This window comes from Dolichospermum sp. UHCC 0260 (genome assembly GCF_009711985.1).
GTDB classification, from domain to species: domain Bacteria; phylum Cyanobacteriota; class Cyanobacteriia; order Cyanobacteriales; family Nostocaceae; genus Dolichospermum; species Dolichospermum lemmermannii.
Genome location: NZ_VIKZ01000025.1, coordinates 56,182 through 74,238 on the forward strand (window position 1 = coordinate 56,182; position 18,057 = coordinate 74,238).

Genomic DNA, 18,057 nt, shown 5'->3' on the forward strand with positions numbered 1-18,057 from the left:
ATGGCAAAACATTATCACCCCAAAAGACTGTTAGTTGAAGGTCAAGATGATTTACGAGTCATACCAGAATTAATTGAAAAAAATGGCATTTATTGGGGAGCAAAAAAAGAGGAAGCAATTATATCAATTCAAGAATGTGGAGGTTATGAAAATATTACTTATGACCTGATATATACAGAATTACAAACTGGAAGATGTACACATTTAGGTTTAATGGTAGATGCAGATGATAATGCTTCTTTACGTTGGCAAAGTATCAGAAATGCTTGTTTGCAAATAGAAAGTATTTCTCATCTTCCTGAACAAATACCAGAAACAGGATTAATTATTAATACACAAGATGGTCAAAAAATTGGTATTTGGATTATGCCAGATAATATCATCGAAGGGATGTTAGAAACCTTTTTAGGTTATATGATTCCAGAACAGGGAGAATATATTTGGCAATATGCACAGGAAGTAGCAAGAGAAGCAAAAAATAAAGGTGCAACATTCAAAGAATCTTATATTGATAAAGCAGAAATTTACACCTGGTTAGCATGGCAAGATGAACCAGGTAGACAAATACATCAAGCTATCAAGTATAATATTTTAAATCCGCAAACTCCCAAGGTGCAGGGTTTTATCAATTGGTTTAAAGATTTGTACGATTTGTAATCTCAAAATTTAAAGATAACAATATCACCATAAATTTTTTGTCCTGACACTCATTTTTTGTCAATTCAAACAAACTGCTAGACTATAATTATAACTTAGTTGAGAAACTTGTAGAAGCGACACCCAACCCATAAAACCTATAAATTAAAATTATGACCCTTGCACAAGAAACACGCTACTATTCACCTGAAGAATACCTAGAATTAGAGGTAAACTCAGAAATACGTCACGAATATATCAACGGATTAATTATACCTATGACAGGTGGAACACCCAATCACAACCAACTTGCAGGCAATTTTTACGCAATGTTAAATTTTGCGCTCAAACGTCAACCTTATCAAGTTTTTGTCACAGATCAACGACTTTGGCTTCCCACCAGAAAAATTCATACCTACCCTGATATTATGGTCGTGAAAACTCCCTTAGAATATGAACAAGGAAGAAAAGACACCTTAGTAAATCCTGTGATGATTGCAGAAGTATTATCAAAATCTACCAAAAGCTATGATAGAGATGAAAAGTTTGCAGCTTATCGGACAATTACCAGCTTACAAGAATATATTTTAATTGACCAATACACAATGCACATTGAGCAGTATTTTAAAACCGATAGTAATAAATGGATATTTTCTGAATTTACAGATGAAGATAGTAGCTTAAACCTATCTTCTATTCCCTGCCAAATCTTGTTAGCAGATATTTATGATAAAGTAGATTTCAACACCGAAGAATGAAAAACTCAATCTTCCTCTTTGCGCCTCTGCGCCTCTGCGTGAGATAATAATTCCAAATAAATACCAAAGGAGTCAATAAAAATGAGTCGCATTAATCCTTATACCTTACAAATGCAAATTACCCAAATGTTTGCCCAAGGACAATCATTTTTTGCCTTGACAAAAGTTCAAGATTGGTTAAAAGAACATAATCAAAACCCTTTAGATTTTGAGATTATCTTTCATAAAAAACCTGCACCTCCCGGTTCAAAAGAAGTCATGGTCATAGAAATAGAATTAAAACGCAAAGACGGACAACCTGTAGATCCTTGGTTACAAGAACAGGCTAATTTACACGCTTAATTTAGATATTGCATCTTGATTACCCTGTAAACCCCCAGTATGGATTAATAGCAAAGATTCCGATTTAAAAAACCCTTTTGCAATTAAATCCATCACTCCATAAAACATTTTGCCTGTATATATATAATCTAAAGGTATATCATGTTGTTGTTGGAAATCTTGACAAAAGAGCTTTAATTTATTAGTTACCTTAGCGTAACCACCAAAATGATAATCAGATACAAGTTCCCAAGGTGCAGGAAAATTAACAGGTGTTGGTAAATCAGAAGCTAGATAATTTGTTAATAAGTTATTGATATCTTCCTTGAGAAAATCACCACCTTTCAAAACAGGAAAACCAATCACCCTTTGTTCTTGATTTAATGATAGTGTCATTCCTGCTAATGTTGTTCCTGTCCCGCAAGCTAAACAGATAGTATTAAATCCTTTAACTGTTTGTAATATTTCTGTACAGCCCCGCATACCATTTAAATTACAACCCCCTTCAGGAATCATAAATACTTCCCCAAATCGCTGTTTTAACTGATTTTGTAATTCTTCTGTATGGCGTTTTTTATAGGTCTGACGATCAATATATACTAATTGCATTCCCTGTGCTACTGCAAATTCTAGAGTAGGATTTAAAGGAATATTTTCTTCTCCACGAATTAAGCCAATAGTGCGAAAACCAAACAGATTTCCTGCGGCAGCGGTAGCATAAATATGATTAGAATAAGCACCACCAAAGGTGAGAATTGTCGATAATTTCCTCTCTTTAGCTTCTACCAGGTTATACTTGAGCTTAAACCATTTATTACCGTTGATTTGGGAGTGCATGAGATCCAGGCGTAATCCGAATAACTTAACATCTGCATTAGCACAGATTTCACTATTAATTTGTTGAATAAGTGGAGGAAAAAAAATTGACGACATTTTCAGGAAAAGTTAAGCTTTATAAAATACTAAGATCCCCGACTTAGCTAAAAAATCGGGGATCTGAAAGATTTATCCTTTCACCGTCTTCCTGGGAAACCAATCATCTAAAATGGCGTAGAATACCGGGACAACAAACAAGCTGAGAATAGTAGAACTTACCAAACCACCAGCTATAGATACAGCCATAGGCGATCGCAATTCCGAACCCGCACCTAAACCCAAAGCAATAGGAACCATCCCCAAAATTGTTGCCGCAGTTGTCATCATAATGGGACGTAAACGTACAGGTCCAGCTTTAAGAATTGCCTCAGTCCGTTCTAGTCCAGAATCCCGTAACTGATTAATATAATCTACGATTAAAATCGCATTTTTGTTAGTAATCCCCAGCAGAAACACAAAACCAATCAGAGATATCATCCCAAAATCACTTTTTGTAAATAGCAGTGCCAGCAACGCCCCAACCACTGCTAAAGGTAAAGAAAGACCAATAACTATGGGATCTACCCAACTTTTAAACAACCAAATTAGCACCACAATAATACAAAGTGCCGATAATCCCAGCGTTGTGCCAAAACTCCCAAAAACCTGATTTTGACGGGCAGAATCTCCCCCTAAATTCAAAGACACACCAGCCGGCATCACAGCTTTAGCTTCAGCTACAACTTGATCAGTTGCATCACCTAAAGTTAAATTTTGACCCAGGTTAGCACCGATATAAACTACTCGCTGATTATTCAACCTTTCAATTTGCAAAATCCCATCTTGTTGATAAGACGCACCTGTAATAGTCACATCAGCAAAACCAGATATTTTCTCAATTCGAGCTTTTACCGCTTTAGCTGCTGTCGTCAAAGCTTTGATATCATTACCTTGTAAAGCTATTTGTAAAGGTTTTTGTCCACCCGTATCAACAAACTGAATATCCTCTATACTTGTAGTTACACCCGCCAATTTTGGCAAAGCAGCACGGAGTTGGTCTTGTACTTCTGCCGTTTTCACTTCTCGCTCTGCTTTGAGCTTAACGTATAGCGTCCCCTTGTTTGGTTCACCTTCACGAGAACCCACAGTAGTAAATACCGTTGCCACTGCGGGGAACTTTCTCACTACTTCTTCCAGTTTCTTAGCAACATCCAAAGAATCGTTTAAAGGAATAGGAATAGGAATAGAAGATGATGAATCAGCCAAAGCCGCAGCAGATAAAGACGAATTTCCTAATTTATCTTTTTGTCCCATTTGTCCCAGTTGTCCTGCTTGTCCTCCTGGTTGTCCTAGTCCTCCTTGCACCCCTTGTGCTAGATCCCCAGGAACACTAGGTAGAGGAGCAGTATAGACAATATTAAATTCTCCTCGGTCAAGTTTAGGAATAAATCCTTTGGGAATTAGGGGAATCAGGGCAAGACCAGCAATTAAACTACTTATAGCTAACCCAACAACTATCAAGCGGTGCTGCAAAGACCAGGCTAACAAGTTACGATAAGCTTGATCAAATTCTAGCCAAATTTTACTTTGCTTCTGAGGAGAACTGGATGGTTTAGCTTTAAGCCAATAAATAGCTAAGACTGGTGATAAGGTTCGGGCTACTAACATAGATGTCAGCATGGCAGCAGAAACGGTAATTCCAAAGGGTTTGAAAAACTGACCAATGACTCCACCCATTAAACCAATAGGCAAAAATACTGCTACCGCTGTCAAAGTAGCTGCGGTGACAGTTAAACCAATTTCATTAGTGGCTATCAAAGCGGCTTCGCGGGGGGTTTTCCCTTCTTCAATATGCCGCATGATGTTTTCTACATCAACTATGGCATCATCTACTATCGAGCCAATGACTAAAGCTAAGGCTAACAGGGTGATAGTTTCTAAGTTAAAGCCATATATCGCCATGACGATAAATGTTCCTAACAAAGATATGGGAATAGCTAAGGCAGAAATTAGGGTAGCTTGCCAATTCCATAAAAAGGGAAAGATGACGACAATTGATAAAATTATCGCTTCGATCAGGGCATCTATGGTAGAATGGGTGGCGTTGCGGATATATTCAGCTTGGGTAGCAGCTAAAGTGAGAGTAACATCTTTTAAGCCAGACCTTAGCTTTTGTACTTCTTTTTCTACCCGATTAACTACTTCTAAGGTATTAGCATCACCTTTTTTAATGACCTGAAAGGCTAAAGCCTGTTTACCATTGAACCTGACTAAAGTGCCGACTGGGGGTAATCCATTTGTTGCTGTTGGTGGTGGTGCATTCGTACTCACTTCCCCTAACAGAGAGACTTTCAGAATTCCTGGTAATTTAGCTATGCTAGGGACAATTTTATCTTTTACCAGTTGCCGTAAATTATCAATCTTCCCAGAAGAACTTTCAATGGCATAGCTAACAGCCGCTGATTCGTTCAGATTCAAAGGGATGATTTTTTTAGTGGCATTCTTAGGTAGATTTAATTGATTAACGATCTGAGAAATTTTGTTAGTCGCAGTTTCTAAATTCGTACCCACCACAAAAGAGGAAACTACAGCAGTTTGACCAGGATAAGTTGATGAACGAATATCCTCAAGTCCCACCAGTGATTTGAGACTTTCCTCCAGTGGTTTAGTGAGTTTTTCTTCCGTATCTAGGGCTGATGTTAAAGGTGCTTGGACATTTACCACCACTACCGGAAAGGTGATATCTGGAAATAAAGCATATTTGAGGGAACTCAAGGCCAGGACACCAGCTACCGCTATACCTATCCAAAAACACACCGTCAACCAAGAAAACTTAATCGCTAATTTGGAAATATTGAAGCTTTCGCGGGCAGATTCTGAGTTATTAGTCTTTACCATCTGATAAAATTATTTAAGTCCTTGGTCATTAGTCATCGGTCTTTTGATCACTGACAACTGACAGGTTAGTATAGAACTTCTAGCATAACAATGGTTACGATCTTAGTCCCCCAGGGAGCAGAATATCAAGCCGTCTGTCGCGGATTAAGTCGCGTCCCCAGTTCCCAAGCCAAGGTATTAGCGATACCAATGGGAATCGAACCAGTGCGGAAATATTTACAACAGTTCACCCATGGTCAAGAGAATCGGATGCTGATGATGGGTTTATGTGGTAGCTTGAGCAAAAATTATCAAGTTGGAGATATTGTTTTATATCAAAATTGTCTTTATCAAGGAAATCTGCAAGAGGGCAATAATTCCTTCACCGCAGATATACATAATCAACTTGGTGATCGTGTATCTTTAGTCAAAGGGTTAACGAGCGATCGCCTCTTATATAAAGCCACAGAAAAACGCCAGTTATATGAACAATCCGGTGCTGACGTTGTAGATATGGAAGGATATGCTTTTCTAGAATTTTTCCAGCAACCAGTTTCTCCACAGGTACAAATAGCCATCCTGCGAGTAGTTAGCGATGATGCTCATCATGACATCCCCAATATCACATCAGCCATTGGTGCAGACGGTTCATTACAACCTTTACCCTTAGCTTGGGAATTCATCCGTCAACCCCTAGCAGCGACTCGATTAATTACAGGTTCATTAAAAGGACTCAAAACTTTAACAGCAGTCACACAATTATTATTTACTCCTAACAAGATCCCCGACTTCTCTAAGAAGTCGGGGATCTGATTCTGATGAATATTCTCAAACCTGAGAAATATCTTTTACGCTTGAGCCAAATTGACTTTAACAATCACATCATTAAAATCTTTATCACCACCACCACGTAAATCCTCAAAACCAAAGGTATTATCACCTAACATCCGCACATGATCTACACCATCTGAGTTCGCACCCAAGAAGGTAAAGTAAATATCTGGATTATTATTAGGATTACTATCAAGTAGGGCATCAGGTGTACCATTCACAACAAGAAATGGTACATATATAGAGCCACCTTGAAGCGTATTATTGAAATTTGCCGTTCCACCGTTGTTCACAGCTAAATTAATGTCAGAAAGACGACCATTAATAGCTGCTTGAACATAACCATCTTGTCCTGGGAGGATATCAGCCTTACCATCACCATTAGTATCAATACCGCCATTCGCATCAGTCACGCGATAGAAACCAACAAAATTGTTGTAACTTGCTTCTCGGTTAACCACAAAATTAGCGGTTACTGCGCCAGTAATACCTCGTAAATCCAGCGATTCGCCTTGTGGTTTATTTTGCAAAGTTGTACCCAAAGCTGTAGGTCGATCACTTGCCTGAATTGTTAACGGAAAATCCTCAAAGCCGCTAGGATTACCAGAACCATCTTCCCAATCTAGGGAATACTGATCAGATCCCAAATCTGTAATCTTGAGATTAGCAGGGTTGGCAAACAGGACATTGCCAATAGAGGTGTTATTACTCAGTACAGAATCGGTTGAACCGTCTTTGACCAAATAGAATCTCAAATTGTCATTGGAGTTAAATCTTAATAACCTGTCCAGGCTAGTAGGATCAAATCCAGCAGGAAGATTAGTAAGGGTAGAGAAAACTACCTGACCTTTTGCTAATGCTTTTTCTGCATAACCCGCTTCATCGGGGGCAATACCATCAACTTTACCAGACGCATCATCAACAGTAAATACTCCAATTTCATTGCGACCGGAATTGGGTCCTGTTAATTTTACTTCCAGTGTTGCTTTGCCGTTGTTGCCTTTGATATTGAAGACATTATCACTAACTAGCGTTAGGAAATCGCTAACAGTGCCGGTGCCAGTGGAAGTTGGATTAACATCAGGTGTACCAGCAGATGTGGCAGCAGGAGTTCCGAAGATCACATAGGCTTCACCTGCTTGAGAATTAGCCAAGGGAGCGCCAATAATCAAATCATTAACACCATCACCATTGACATCTCCAGCACCACTGACTGACTGACCTAAGTTACTATTTTCAGCACCATCAATGATAAAGCCCTTTTCACCATCGTACTCAGGTGTATCGAAAGTTGAGAGTTCAAAGGTAGCGCCAAAGCCTTGTTTGCTACCATAAATAACATAGCCTTGTCCAGCGTTATCAGTAGCCTTTTTTGCCCCAAGAATGATGTCATCAATACCATCATCGTTAAAATCTCCCAAACCACTGACAGACCAACCTGAGTTGTCAAGGGCGGAAATACCGTTGATGGTAAAGCCATTGTTGCCATTGAGATTAGCAACATCAAGAGTCTTACCAAAACCGTTTTTATTACCAAAGACTACATAGCTTCTGCCAGCAGATTCTTTGTCATTGGGATTGCCATCTTTTGCCCCAATAATCAAGTCTCCGATGCCGTCACCGTTGATATCTCCAGCTTTGCTAACAGAGAAGCCTGATTGATCTCCTGCTTGTCCGTTGATGGTAAAACCATCGCTGCTATTGAGGTTAGAGACGTTGATAATATTGGAAGTAAGGGGATTTGTGGAGTCAGTTTTCCGTCCATAAATAACAAAACTGCTTCCAGAATTATCACCATTGGTATTAGCAGAGGGCGCACCAAGAATGATGTCATCAATCTTATCACCGTTGATATCTCCCGCATCACTAACGGAATAGCCCAGGTTATTTGGGTTATCACTGATGATTGCCAGGATGTCTACGGTTGAAGCGAAATCACCATCTTTTTTCCCAAAGATGATATAGGCTTCTCCTTTATTAGCTGTTCCGTCATCACTAGGATGAGTTGCACCAATTAATAGGTCTTTAACGCCATCACCATTAAAATCGCCAGCGCTGCTAACAGCCCAACCTACATTATCACCAGACTGATTACCTTTCATGGTAAAACCCTGGCTAGGTTCAAGGTTGGAGAGTTCGATGGGATTACTGAAATAGTTAGGGTCTTTACTACCAAAGACGACATAAGCAGCCCCGGAATTATCTCCATTGATGTCAGAAAAGGGTGCGCCAATGACTAGATCATCAACACCGTCACCGTTAATATCCCCAATATTGCTAACGGAACGGCCTGAGTCATCACCAACTTCTGCCCCATTAATCACAAAGCCTGTAGTAGCATTAAGATTGGAAGGGTCTATGACTTGTTGAAAGTTCTCTTTGCTGCCAAAGACTACATAAGTTTTCCCGGAGTTAAATTTGTCATTAGGATCACTCAAAGGTGAGCCGATGATTACATCCCCAATTCCATCACCGTTGATATCACCGGCGTTGCTAACTGAGTAACCTAATTGATCATCACTTGCACCGCTGATGACAAAACCATCGTTGTTGGCTGTGGGTATAATCTCGCCAGTTACAGGATCTATAAGGCTAGTCTCGCCAGTTATAGGATCTATAACGGTTAGGAATAAAGTTTCAATAGGTGTGGGATTTGTGGTGGAAGTGTTATCTACGTTGGAACTAATATCTACATTGGAGCTAATATCCTGTTCGGAGGTGTCTACAATGGAGGTGGTATTTTCAAGAGGGATAGGATCTTGTTCGGATGTGGTGGCTACATTAGAACTAATATCTTCAATGGCAGTAGGATCTTGTTCGGAGGTGATGCCTACATTAGAACTGATATCTTCAATGGCAAGCTCTAGGCTGTAGTTGAGTTGCTAGAGTTGGTGTTGATGATAATAATGGATAGAATTTCATACCCCTGGGGTAAATATGCGTGTTTGTTTCTAAGTTTGAGTCATTAGAGTAACTGGGTATGGAAATAGGGGAATAGTAGTTAATGCCCTGGTATGCTGAAATTTCTCTGGACTGTAGTTGTGTTACCAAAGTTGGTATAGATAATTTTTTTGAGATGGTCAGATCCGGTTAACTTCTATGCGAGATCAAACCTTCATTATCCATCTTATATACAAAAGTTTTCACCTCTTACGATCAAATCCAGGTCTATTTAAGACTTGGGTTTTTGCCGACGACACCCAAACGAAGGAAGATGCTGAAGTTTATGCCTGATTTGATTTAAGGGCTATTAGCTTTTTAGTACCGAGAAAATTTACTGTGATTGCCGGAAAAAAACTATAGCTCATATATTGTGCTATTAGTTGTGAAGCTTCTGTGAACTTGAGGTCAATAACACGCAAATTTCTGAGTTTGGCTTTTATCATTGGCTGTAAACATGACAATCAAATTTAGTCTGCGGTATGATACTTGATGTTAATGGAAAAAATTTCTCTTCCCTGTTCTCAAGTCCCGCTTCCTATAACTTAATCCCTAATTGCTAATGTCCAATCCGGACTTCTTTTAAATATTCTGACTACTTTTGATCTACTGTCTTTACCAGTAATCCTAATGTGTGGGTAATGCTGGGGCTGGTGTTTAATGGGTGAGAATGGGAATTTGGGGAAAAAATGTCTGCTACTGGTTGTCAACGGGGTAAACTCGGGAAGAAGGAGTCACCGAGTCAGGAGTCACCGAGTCAGGAGTCAGGAGAAGAAGAAGGAAGAAGAAGGAAGAAGAAGGAAGAAGAAGGAAGAAGGAAGAAGGAAGAAGAAGGAAATTTCTTTCTCTGCTTCTCTTGCTTCTCTTATCTTGTCAACGGGCATATACTCTACCTTTCCATGCACCTCCACGTCCTTGCCAATGTTGTAATGCTGAATCTATTGTCATAGAAGTATATAAAAAAGCAATGATGGGTAAGCTAAAAGCAAAAACTGGAGAACATTTATAAAAACGAATAATTGGGAAATAAGCAAAAGTCATCAGTAGATATCCGATGAAAGAAATCAGGGTAATTATCCAATTCCCCAATACCAGACCGAAAATAATTGCTATCGGTGGTAATAAATAAACTAAAGTCATTCCCAACAGGCTGCCTATTAGCAGGAAAGGGGAATAATTTAGTTGTGTGTAAGCACTTCTGGCGACCATATCCCAAATTGTTTTCAGGGAGTCGTAAGGACGTAAGCTATAGGTTAGGGTGCTTAATCCTAGCCAGATTTTTCCGTGAGTTGATTTAACGGCTTTGGCTAGGGAACAGTCATCAATTAAGGCTTGACGAATTATTTGCAACCCACCAATTCTATTTAGGGCTTCTGAGTGAATGAGAATACAACCTCCAGCAGCGGCAGCAGTAGCTTTTTTGGGATTATTTACCCAGGAAAATGGATAAAGTTTTTGGAAGAAAAAGACGAAAGCTGGTATTAATAGTTGTTCCCAAAAACTTTGACAGCGTAAGCGTACCATGATGGATACGAGATCTAATTTCTGTGCCTCGGCTTTGGCAACTAGGCGGCGGAAGTTGCTGGGATCATGTTCTATATCTGCGTCGGTAAGTAAAAAATAGTCTGGTGTCAAGGTACTGGCTGTTTGTAAACCTTGTTCCATTGCCCACAATTTGCCTGTCCAACCTGGGGGTAATGAGGTGCTGGTAACAATTTGTAGTTGTGGGGTTTTGTCGAGGTTGTGGGCTACTCCTTCGGCAATGTGGGCTGTACCATCGCTACTTTGATCGTCTACTAAAAAGATGGTGAATTTACCAGGATAGTCTTGAAGGAGGAGCGATCGCAAGCTAACAGGAATGACATCGGCTTCATTACGGGCAGGAATTATTACGCACACGGTCGGTAAGGTGTTGTTATCAATATCTTTATCTTGATTTGCTTCTAATTGGTGATTAACTCGCCAAAACTGCCCCCAAAATAAGAGTAAAAATATCCAAATGACTAAGGATAGAAGGGTCAAACTGAATATAATTGTTGCCATAACTGTTGCTGTACTCCAATTTAAAATTTAACAGACAAATTTAATTCTTTTACTGACTTGGATAGAATACAATGTTTGCTGATTTTGCGGAAGAATTTTCTCGTAATTCGGTTATGTTATTTAAATATTGTTTGGTGCTGAGGTAGGTATTTGATGCAAACACAAGATAGAATAAAAGTCAAGCAAGTTGTTGATGCGATAGCCGCAAGTCAAAAACATCTACTTTCTATTCAAAATCCCGATGGTTATTGGTGGGCTGAGTTAGAGTCTAATGTTACCATCACTTCGGAAGCTGTTTTATTACATAAGATTTGGGGAACTGAGAAAACCAGACCTTTACATAAAGTTGAAAATTATCTCCGTTCTCAACAACGAGAACATGGAGGTTGGGAATTGTTTTATGGTGATGGTGGAGATTTAAACACAACTGTAGAAGCCTATATGGCTTTAAGATTGTTAGGTGTACCCGCTACAGATACCGCATTGCTGAAAGCGAAATCTCTAATTTTAGCTAAAGGTGGTATTAGCAAAACTCGGATTTTTACAAAGTTACATCTAGCTTTAATTGGCTGTTATAATTGGCGCGGACTGCCTTCTTTGCCACCTTGGGTAATGTTACTACCCGATAATTTTTTCTTCAATATTTATGAACTTTCGAGTTGGGCGCGTTCTAGCACTGTGCCATTATTAATTGTCTTTGATCGAAAACCAATTTTTAACATTGATCAGCCAATTAATTTAGATGAATTATATGCTGAAGGTGTAAATAATGTCTGCTGGGAATTACCAAAAAATGGTGATTGGTCAGATATTTTTAATATCCTTGATGATGGCTTTAAATTAGTAGAAAGTATTAATTTTGTTCCTTTTAGAAATGAAGGAATTAAAGCCGCAGAAAAATGGATTCTAGAACGTCAAGAAGTTACAGGTGATTGGGGGGGAATTATTCCCGCCATGTTAAATTCTCTGTTAGCTTTAAAGTGTTTAGATTATGATGCTAATGATCCGGTTATCGAACGGGGTTTAAAAGCAGTTGATAATTTCGCCATTGAAACAGAAAATAGTTACTGTGTCCAACCTTGTGTTTCTCCTGTATGGGATACAGCTTGGGCGATTCGGGCTTTGATTGATTCAGGTTTTGCCCCAAATGATCCGGCTATTGTTAAAGCTGGAGCATGGTTAATAGAGAAACAAATTCTCGATTATGGTGATTGGAATGTCAAAAACAAGCAGGGAAAACCCGGTGCTTGGGCGTTTGAATTTGAAAATCGTTTTTACCCAGATGTGGATGATTCGGCTGTGGTTGTCATGGCTTTACATCAAGCAAAATTGCCAAATGAGGAACTAAAAAAACAAGCTATTAATAGGGCTTTAAATTGGATTGCGACGATGCAATGTAAACCAGGTGGTTGGGCGGCTTTTGATATTGATAATGATCAAGAATGGCTCAATTCTGTCCCCTATGGTGATTTGAAAGCGATGATTGATCCAAATACGGCTGATGTCACTGCTAGAGTATTGGAAATGTTGGGGGCTTGTAATTTATCAATTCAACCAGATAATTTAGAAAAGTCTTTAGATTATCTTTTGAAAGCACAAGAAATAGAAGGTTGTTGGTTTGGACGTTGGGGTGTAAATTACATTTATGGAACTAGCGGCGTTTTATCAGCTTTGGCTTTAATTAATCCTTTGAAATATGCTAGAGATATAAATCAGGGTGCAGCTTGGTTAGTGAAAGTACAAAATTCTGATGGTGGTTGGGGAGAAACTTGTTTTAGTTACAATGATCCTAATTTAAAAGGAAAAGGTGACAGTACAGCATCCCAAACAGCATGGGCTTTAATTGGGTTAATAGCAGCAGGTGAAGCTACGGATAAATTAGCTATTGATAGTATTGAAAAGGGGATTAATTACCTGTTAGAAACACAAAAATTAGATGGTACTTGGGATGAAGAATACTTTACCGGAACGGGCTTCCCTTGCCATTTTTATTTGAAGTATCACCTTTATCAGCAGTATTTTCCTTTAATGGCTTTGGGACGATATCAAGCAAAATGTTCGAGTTAAATAGGGCTGGCTGAATAAACCGAAAACCTAGATAGATTAAGAGTTTCCCGGTTAAAAAAGTGAATTAGGTGCAAGGAATAAGGATTGAAACCATTAAAAACCTATCACTTTCTGAAATTTGAGACTATTCTTCTCTCCTTCTAATTCTTCCTCCTGACTCGGTGACTCCTGACTCGGTGACTCCTAGCCCTCACGAAAAGACTTTTTCAGCAAGCCCTAAATAGCAATACCTTTGCCATTTTTCTGGAGAAATATTATCAATCTTGTAGTGCGGGCATCTTGCCCGCTATTTTTACACCCCATTTATTAGTGTTGTCAAAGAAAGTGGATAATATGGTTATAAAAAAATTATGGGTAGGAATTGGTTGTCAAAAAGGAATTTCCCAACAATTAATTAATTTAGTAATCAAAAAAGTTTTTCAGGAAAATCAACTTATATATCATGAAATAGCTGGAATTGCAACTATTGATAAAAAAGCCTCAGAAATTGGCTTGCTAGAATTTTGTAACTTAGAAAAACTACCTTTAAAAACCTTTAGTGCCGAACTTTTAAATAATGTACTTGTTCCCAATCCTAATAATACTATTACTAAGTTAGTGGGAACATCTAGCGTCGCAGAGGCTTCCGCGATTCTTGCAGCTTCAGAAATCACATCTACGGAAATAATGTTATTAGTTCCTAAACAGATTTTCCGATTACCAGAAGCACCAGCAACAATCACAGTAGCCGTTGCTAAAAGTGAAAACCTGATATTTTAATCAACTGCATTAACAATCTGATTAATAATACCAGAAACAATTGATAAAACAATTGAACCTAAAAAAGCAGGAATAAAACCCCGAATTTCAAAACCATAACCGGGAGTTATGGCACTGGCAAACCATAGCGTTAAGGCATTAATCACTAGGGTGAATAAACCCAAAGTAATTAAGGTGATGGGAAATGCTAAAATCTGCAAAATTGGTCGCACAATGGCATTTACTAAACCAATCACAACAGCGGCAATTAAGGCAGCAACAAAACTAGTGAGAATGATTCCCGGAACAATTTTAGCCGTAATTAATAATGCTACCGCAGTCCCGATCCAAGTTAAAAGAAAGTGCTTCATAGTTTGATGACGAGAACAAGATTAACGTGACTGGGAAGTGCGGTTCAAGAACACTTTCCATGTACCACCACCGACAACACCATCAGGTTTTAAACCATAACGAGTTTGAGCAGCTTTGACTGCGGCTTCTGTGGATCTTCCGAAATCTCCATCTATTTTACCATTTAAAAAACCCAGGATTTTTAGTTGTTTTTGCAATTTAATTACTTCCGGTCCACTTGTACCTAAATGTAAAATTGGCCATCCTTGGGGAGTATATTGAATACCGGGCATTTGTTGATTGAGAGGAGTGGGTTGAATACTAGAATTAGGCTGATTGGTGGTGCGTTTAGTAGTCGGTGGTTTTGTGAATCTGGTCGGTTGGGTAGGAACAGTCGTAAAACTACTGGCAGCATTAGGTGCGGAAGTAATAATATTTGATGGGCTGGGAAACAGTTTTTGCCAAGTGATATTATCTACATTACCAGTGGGATTTAGGCCAGCAGCTTGCTGAAATTGGGCAACGGCAATAATGGTACTTTGTTGATATGTACCATCCACAGCACCTGAATAAAAACCCAAAATCGTCAAAGCGGCTTGAAGTTCTGTAACTCGTTCACCCTGACTACCTAAGTTTAGAGGAGGACGATTAATTTTAACTTCTGTGTTGACTTGGGCAATTTTAACCGCTGCTGCTGTTGATATAAAAGCAGAGGAACTAATTAACGCGGGTGTGGTGGTTAACAAGAGTAAGCAATACCAAGAATTTGCGCTCATGTAGTTGGGAATACTTGCTATCAAACTAAATTTCATAGAATTTTTGTATAACTTTCCGATGCTGATCTTACCCTGTGGCGATCGCTTTGTTTGCCTTTAATCTTTTTGGTGTGAAGATAAAACATAATCGAATATTTCCAAGACTTGATTTTGTTGGGTTTCCTGACGTCAACCCAACCTACGCAATTTAAGGTTTTAGAAAGTAGCTGTCTGAATGGCTTCTTCTGGTCCAACGAGAGATAAGTAGGGTGCTTGTAAATATTTACAAGCGGTTGTCATTGCCTCCGTTGCAGTGACATTATTAATTAATTCGGGAAACTTTTGATCAAATTCAATTCCTAAACCCAAAATTTCATACCAACCATATATCTGTGCAATATGTCCATTAGTTTGTTTACCCAACGCATATTGACCGATAATTTTGTTTTTAGCAGTTTGTAATGCTTCTGCTGACAGTTCGGTGGTAGATAATAATTCTACTTCTTGGCGAAGTCCATTAAAAGCAACTTTGGTGTTTTCCGGTGCTGTCCCAATATAAACCACGAAGGAAGCGGGAAAAAGTCGAGTCGAATAAATAGCAGATACGTCATAAGCTAAACCTTGCTTTTCTCGCAATTCTACAAATAAACGACTAGAAAGACCATTCCCTAAATAGGTAGCAAGTAACTTGAGAGCCGCATATTCTGGGTTGGTTACTGATGGTCCTAAATAACCCAACATGATAATTGATTGTTGTGTATTTAAGGGTTTCAGGCAAGATTTAGGTGATCCAGTAATTGGTGGTAAATTAAGAGTAGGTTTGGTGGAATTTGGTATTTGCCAATCACCAAAAATCTTATTTACTAATTTCTCTGCTTGTGCTGGTGTAATGCGTCCAGCAATGCTAATCACAATATTATCAGGACGGAAATGAGTTTGATGATATTCTACTAAGTCATCACGGGTAATGCTGCTCATGGTTGTTTCATCACCTAAAACTGACATGGAGTAGGGATGATTTGGGTACATTACCTGACGCAGTTGTTCAAAAGCCAGTCCAAAAGGTTGCTCTTTTTGGGAACGAATATCTTGGATTGCTAATCGCTTTTCTAATTCTATTTGGTTTTCGGGAAAGGTAGGCGATCGCAATAATTGTCCAGCCAATGTTAAAATATCAATAAAATCAGCAGTTACTGTTTTCAACGATAGCAAAAAATAATCTGTAGCTGCATCTGTACCTAAACCAGCTCCCACAGATTCAACTTTTTCGGCAATTTCTAAACTCGATAAACCATCACATCCCTTTGTCATTACTGCTGATAACAAATGCGCTAAACCAGCTTTTTCTCGCTGTTCATGACAACTACCAGCGCGAATAAAAATCCGTCCCGCAATAATATCAGCAGCTTGATTTTCTGAGACTAATAAAACAATGCCATTACTCAATACGGTGCGATGAATCAGAGAGCGACTATTAATAGTTTGCATTTTTTACTTAATAATTAACAAGGTTTGAGAATTGTCACAGCATAATTAGCTGGGGAAAGATATTGTTGAGCTAATTTTTGCAGTTCTTGAGGATTGAAAGACTGGATTTCTTGGGGATAGGTAACAGCTAATTCAGCGTTAGCAATGGTATGATAATAACCATAAAAATTAGTTAGCTGATCTGGTGTTTCTGTAGAAAAGGCATAATCATTACACAAAAACCGCTGAATGCGATTTATTTCTGGTGTGCTAATTTCTTGATTTTGCAATTCTTGTAAATGATCACAAATCAACTCTTCAACTCGTTCCAGATATTCTGATTCCAACCAAGCCGTAATTGTAAATAAACTTGATTCTTGTTGGAGAGAAAAATCACAGCATAAGTCTTGAACAAGTTGCTTTTCTTCCCGCAAATCAGATACTAATCGAGAAATTCTCCCTTCTCCTAACAGTGCTGATAATAATTCTAAACCATGAACAGCCCGAAATTCTTCTACTCCTGGCACTTTCCAACCCATAATTAACCGCGCTTGTTCCAGTCTAGGTAAAATTAACTCATGACGACGAATTCCTGAAATTACCGGTGCTGTAACTTTGGTAAATTGGGGACAATGATCACGTTGCGGAAAATCTACAAATGTCCGGTTTACCAAGTCCCTCGCAGCTTTTTCACCAATTCCCCCCACCACAACCACAGTCATATTTTCTGGTTGGTAATAACTGCGATAAAAACAGCGCATAGCTTCGGGGGAATGCTGCATTAATTCTGGCTCAGTTCCTAGCACAGAACGTCCGTAAGGATGGTTTTGGTAAATATTTTTAACAAGAGATTGAAAACCTACCCAGTCAGGATCATCATTGTAAGAACGGATTTCTTCTAGCACCACATCCCGTTCTCTGATAAATTCATCGTCAGGAATGGCTGCATTCAGGAGTAATTCTCCCAAATGTGGTAGAGTATGCTCTAGGTAATTAGCAGCGGTTGTAATCGAATAATGGGCATAATCGTGGCTGGTAGCGGCATTACTCACACCACCAATTTTTTCAATATGATAATCAAATTCTCCAGGCAGCAAGTTTGGTGTACCTTTGAAAATCATGTGTTCTAGAAAATGTGCCATTCCAAACCAAGGTTCTGGTTCTAGGTTAGCTCCCGCACGCACCCAAACGTCAGCTACGACTACGGGTGTAGTGGATATTTCTTGGTGAATGAATGTCAAGCCGTTATCTAATTTGATAACTGAACCGGGAAACACGTTGTTAGTTAGTTGTTTTAGCAATTTTTTCTAGTTTCAAGCACAATTTAATGTTGTCATTCTAACCTTGAATTTAACGGAAAAGAAAGCCAGATTGTAGAGATTTAGTAAATCAACAAGTTTTATGGGTCAAAAAACTCA

General features: G+C 38.8%; 14 protein-coding genes. 6 read left to right on the top strand and 8 right to left on the bottom strand.

The window, feature by feature from the left end; all coding sequences use genetic code 11:
• From FJR08_RS11845 to FJR08_RS11855, 3 genes are all read left to right on the top strand, one after another.
• Nucleotides 1-657 (top strand): DUF3226 domain-containing protein, encoded by a 657-nt coding sequence (locus tag FJR08_RS11845; RefSeq protein WP_168633293.1) that lies wholly within the window; start codon nucleotides 1-3, stop codon nucleotides 655-657.
• A gap of 152 nt (nucleotides 658-809) precedes the next feature.
• On the top strand, nucleotides 810-1,394 hold the full coding sequence (locus FJR08_RS11850) for a Uma2 family endonuclease (protein ID WP_168633294.1): 585 nt from the start codon (nucleotides 810-812) through the stop codon (nucleotides 1,392-1,394).
• Between the two features lie 81 nt (nucleotides 1,395-1,475).
• Nucleotides 1,476-1,736 carry a hypothetical protein gene (locus tag FJR08_RS11855; protein ID WP_148766275.1) on the top strand — a complete coding sequence of 87 codons (261 nt, stop codon included), beginning with the start codon at nucleotides 1,476-1,478 and terminating at the stop codon, nucleotides 1,734-1,736.
• On the opposite strand, the gene FJR08_RS11860 is transcribed toward FJR08_RS11855, so the two are convergent.
• Both FJR08_RS11860 and FJR08_RS11865 read right to left on the bottom strand, forming a co-directional pair.
• A complete protein-coding gene (locus FJR08_RS11860; protein ID WP_168633295.1) occupies nucleotides 1,725-2,648 on the bottom strand; it encodes a 1-aminocyclopropane-1-carboxylate deaminase/D-cysteine desulfhydrase in 924 nt (307 codons plus the stop codon). The genes FJR08_RS11855 and FJR08_RS11860 overlap by 12 nt on opposite strands.
• 72 nt (nucleotides 2,649-2,720) lie before the next feature.
• On the bottom strand, nucleotides 2,721-5,468 hold the full coding sequence (locus FJR08_RS11865; RefSeq protein ID WP_168633296.1) for an efflux RND transporter permease subunit: 2,748 nt from the start codon (nucleotides 5,466-5,468) through the stop codon (nucleotides 2,721-2,723).
• Nucleotides 5,469-5,558: 90 nt separating this feature from the next.
• Between FJR08_RS11865 and FJR08_RS11870 the strand changes: the two genes are divergently transcribed.
• Entirely contained in the window at nucleotides 5,559-6,260 is a 702-nt protein-coding gene (locus FJR08_RS11870) for a phosphorylase (protein ID WP_168633297.1), read from the top strand.
• A 35-nt stretch (nucleotides 6,261-6,295) separates the two neighbouring features.
• Here the strand turns inward: FJR08_RS11870 and FJR08_RS11875 are convergent, their stop codons facing one another.
• Together FJR08_RS11875 and FJR08_RS11880 are read right to left on the bottom strand one after the other, a co-directional pair.
• On the bottom strand, nucleotides 6,296-9,133 hold the full coding sequence (locus FJR08_RS11875) for a DUF4114 domain-containing protein (RefSeq protein WP_323294475.1): 2,838 nt from the start codon (nucleotides 9,131-9,133) through the stop codon (nucleotides 6,296-6,298).
• Between the two features lie 958 nt (nucleotides 9,134-10,091).
• Nucleotides 10,092-11,261 (bottom strand): glycosyltransferase, encoded by a 1,170-nt coding sequence (locus tag FJR08_RS11880; protein WP_168633299.1) that lies wholly within the window; start codon nucleotides 11,259-11,261, stop codon nucleotides 10,092-10,094.
• 153 nt (nucleotides 11,262-11,414) lie between these two features.
• Between FJR08_RS11880 and shc the strand changes: the two genes are divergently transcribed.
• On the top strand, nucleotides 11,415-13,328 hold the full coding sequence (shc, locus tag FJR08_RS11885) for a squalene--hopene cyclase (protein WP_168633300.1): 1,914 nt from the start codon (nucleotides 11,415-11,417) through the stop codon (nucleotides 13,326-13,328).
• A 333-nt stretch (nucleotides 13,329-13,661) separates the two neighbouring features.
• Nucleotides 13,662-14,087: a cobalamin biosynthesis protein gene (locus tag FJR08_RS11890; RefSeq protein ID WP_041458063.1), complete on the top strand. Its 426-nt coding sequence runs from the start codon at nucleotides 13,662-13,664 to the stop codon at nucleotides 14,085-14,087.
• Here FJR08_RS11890 and FJR08_RS11895 read toward each other — a convergent pair.
• From FJR08_RS11895 to FJR08_RS11910, 4 genes are all read right to left on the bottom strand, one after another.
• Entirely contained in the window at nucleotides 14,084-14,437 is a 354-nt protein-coding gene (locus tag FJR08_RS11895; protein WP_015080630.1) for a phage holin family protein, read from the bottom strand. The two genes, FJR08_RS11890 and FJR08_RS11895, sit on opposite strands and share 4 nt — an antisense overlap.
• A 21-nt stretch (nucleotides 14,438-14,458) precedes the next feature.
• A complete protein-coding gene (locus FJR08_RS11900; RefSeq protein ID WP_168633301.1) occupies nucleotides 14,459-15,229 on the bottom strand; it encodes a peptidoglycan-binding protein in 771 nt (256 codons plus the stop codon).
• Nucleotides 15,230-15,388: 159 nt separating this feature from the next.
• Nucleotides 15,389-16,660, bottom strand: coding sequence for a pitrilysin family protein (locus tag FJR08_RS11905; RefSeq protein ID WP_168633302.1), 1,272 nt, complete (start codon nucleotides 16,658-16,660; stop codon nucleotides 15,389-15,391).
• A 14-nt stretch (nucleotides 16,661-16,674) separates the two neighbouring features.
• Complete coding sequence (locus tag FJR08_RS11910) at nucleotides 16,675-17,916, bottom strand: pitrilysin family protein (RefSeq protein ID WP_168633306.1); 1,242 nt, start codon at nucleotides 17,914-17,916, stop codon at nucleotides 16,675-16,677.
• Between the last annotated feature and the right edge of the window lie 141 nt (nucleotides 17,917-18,057).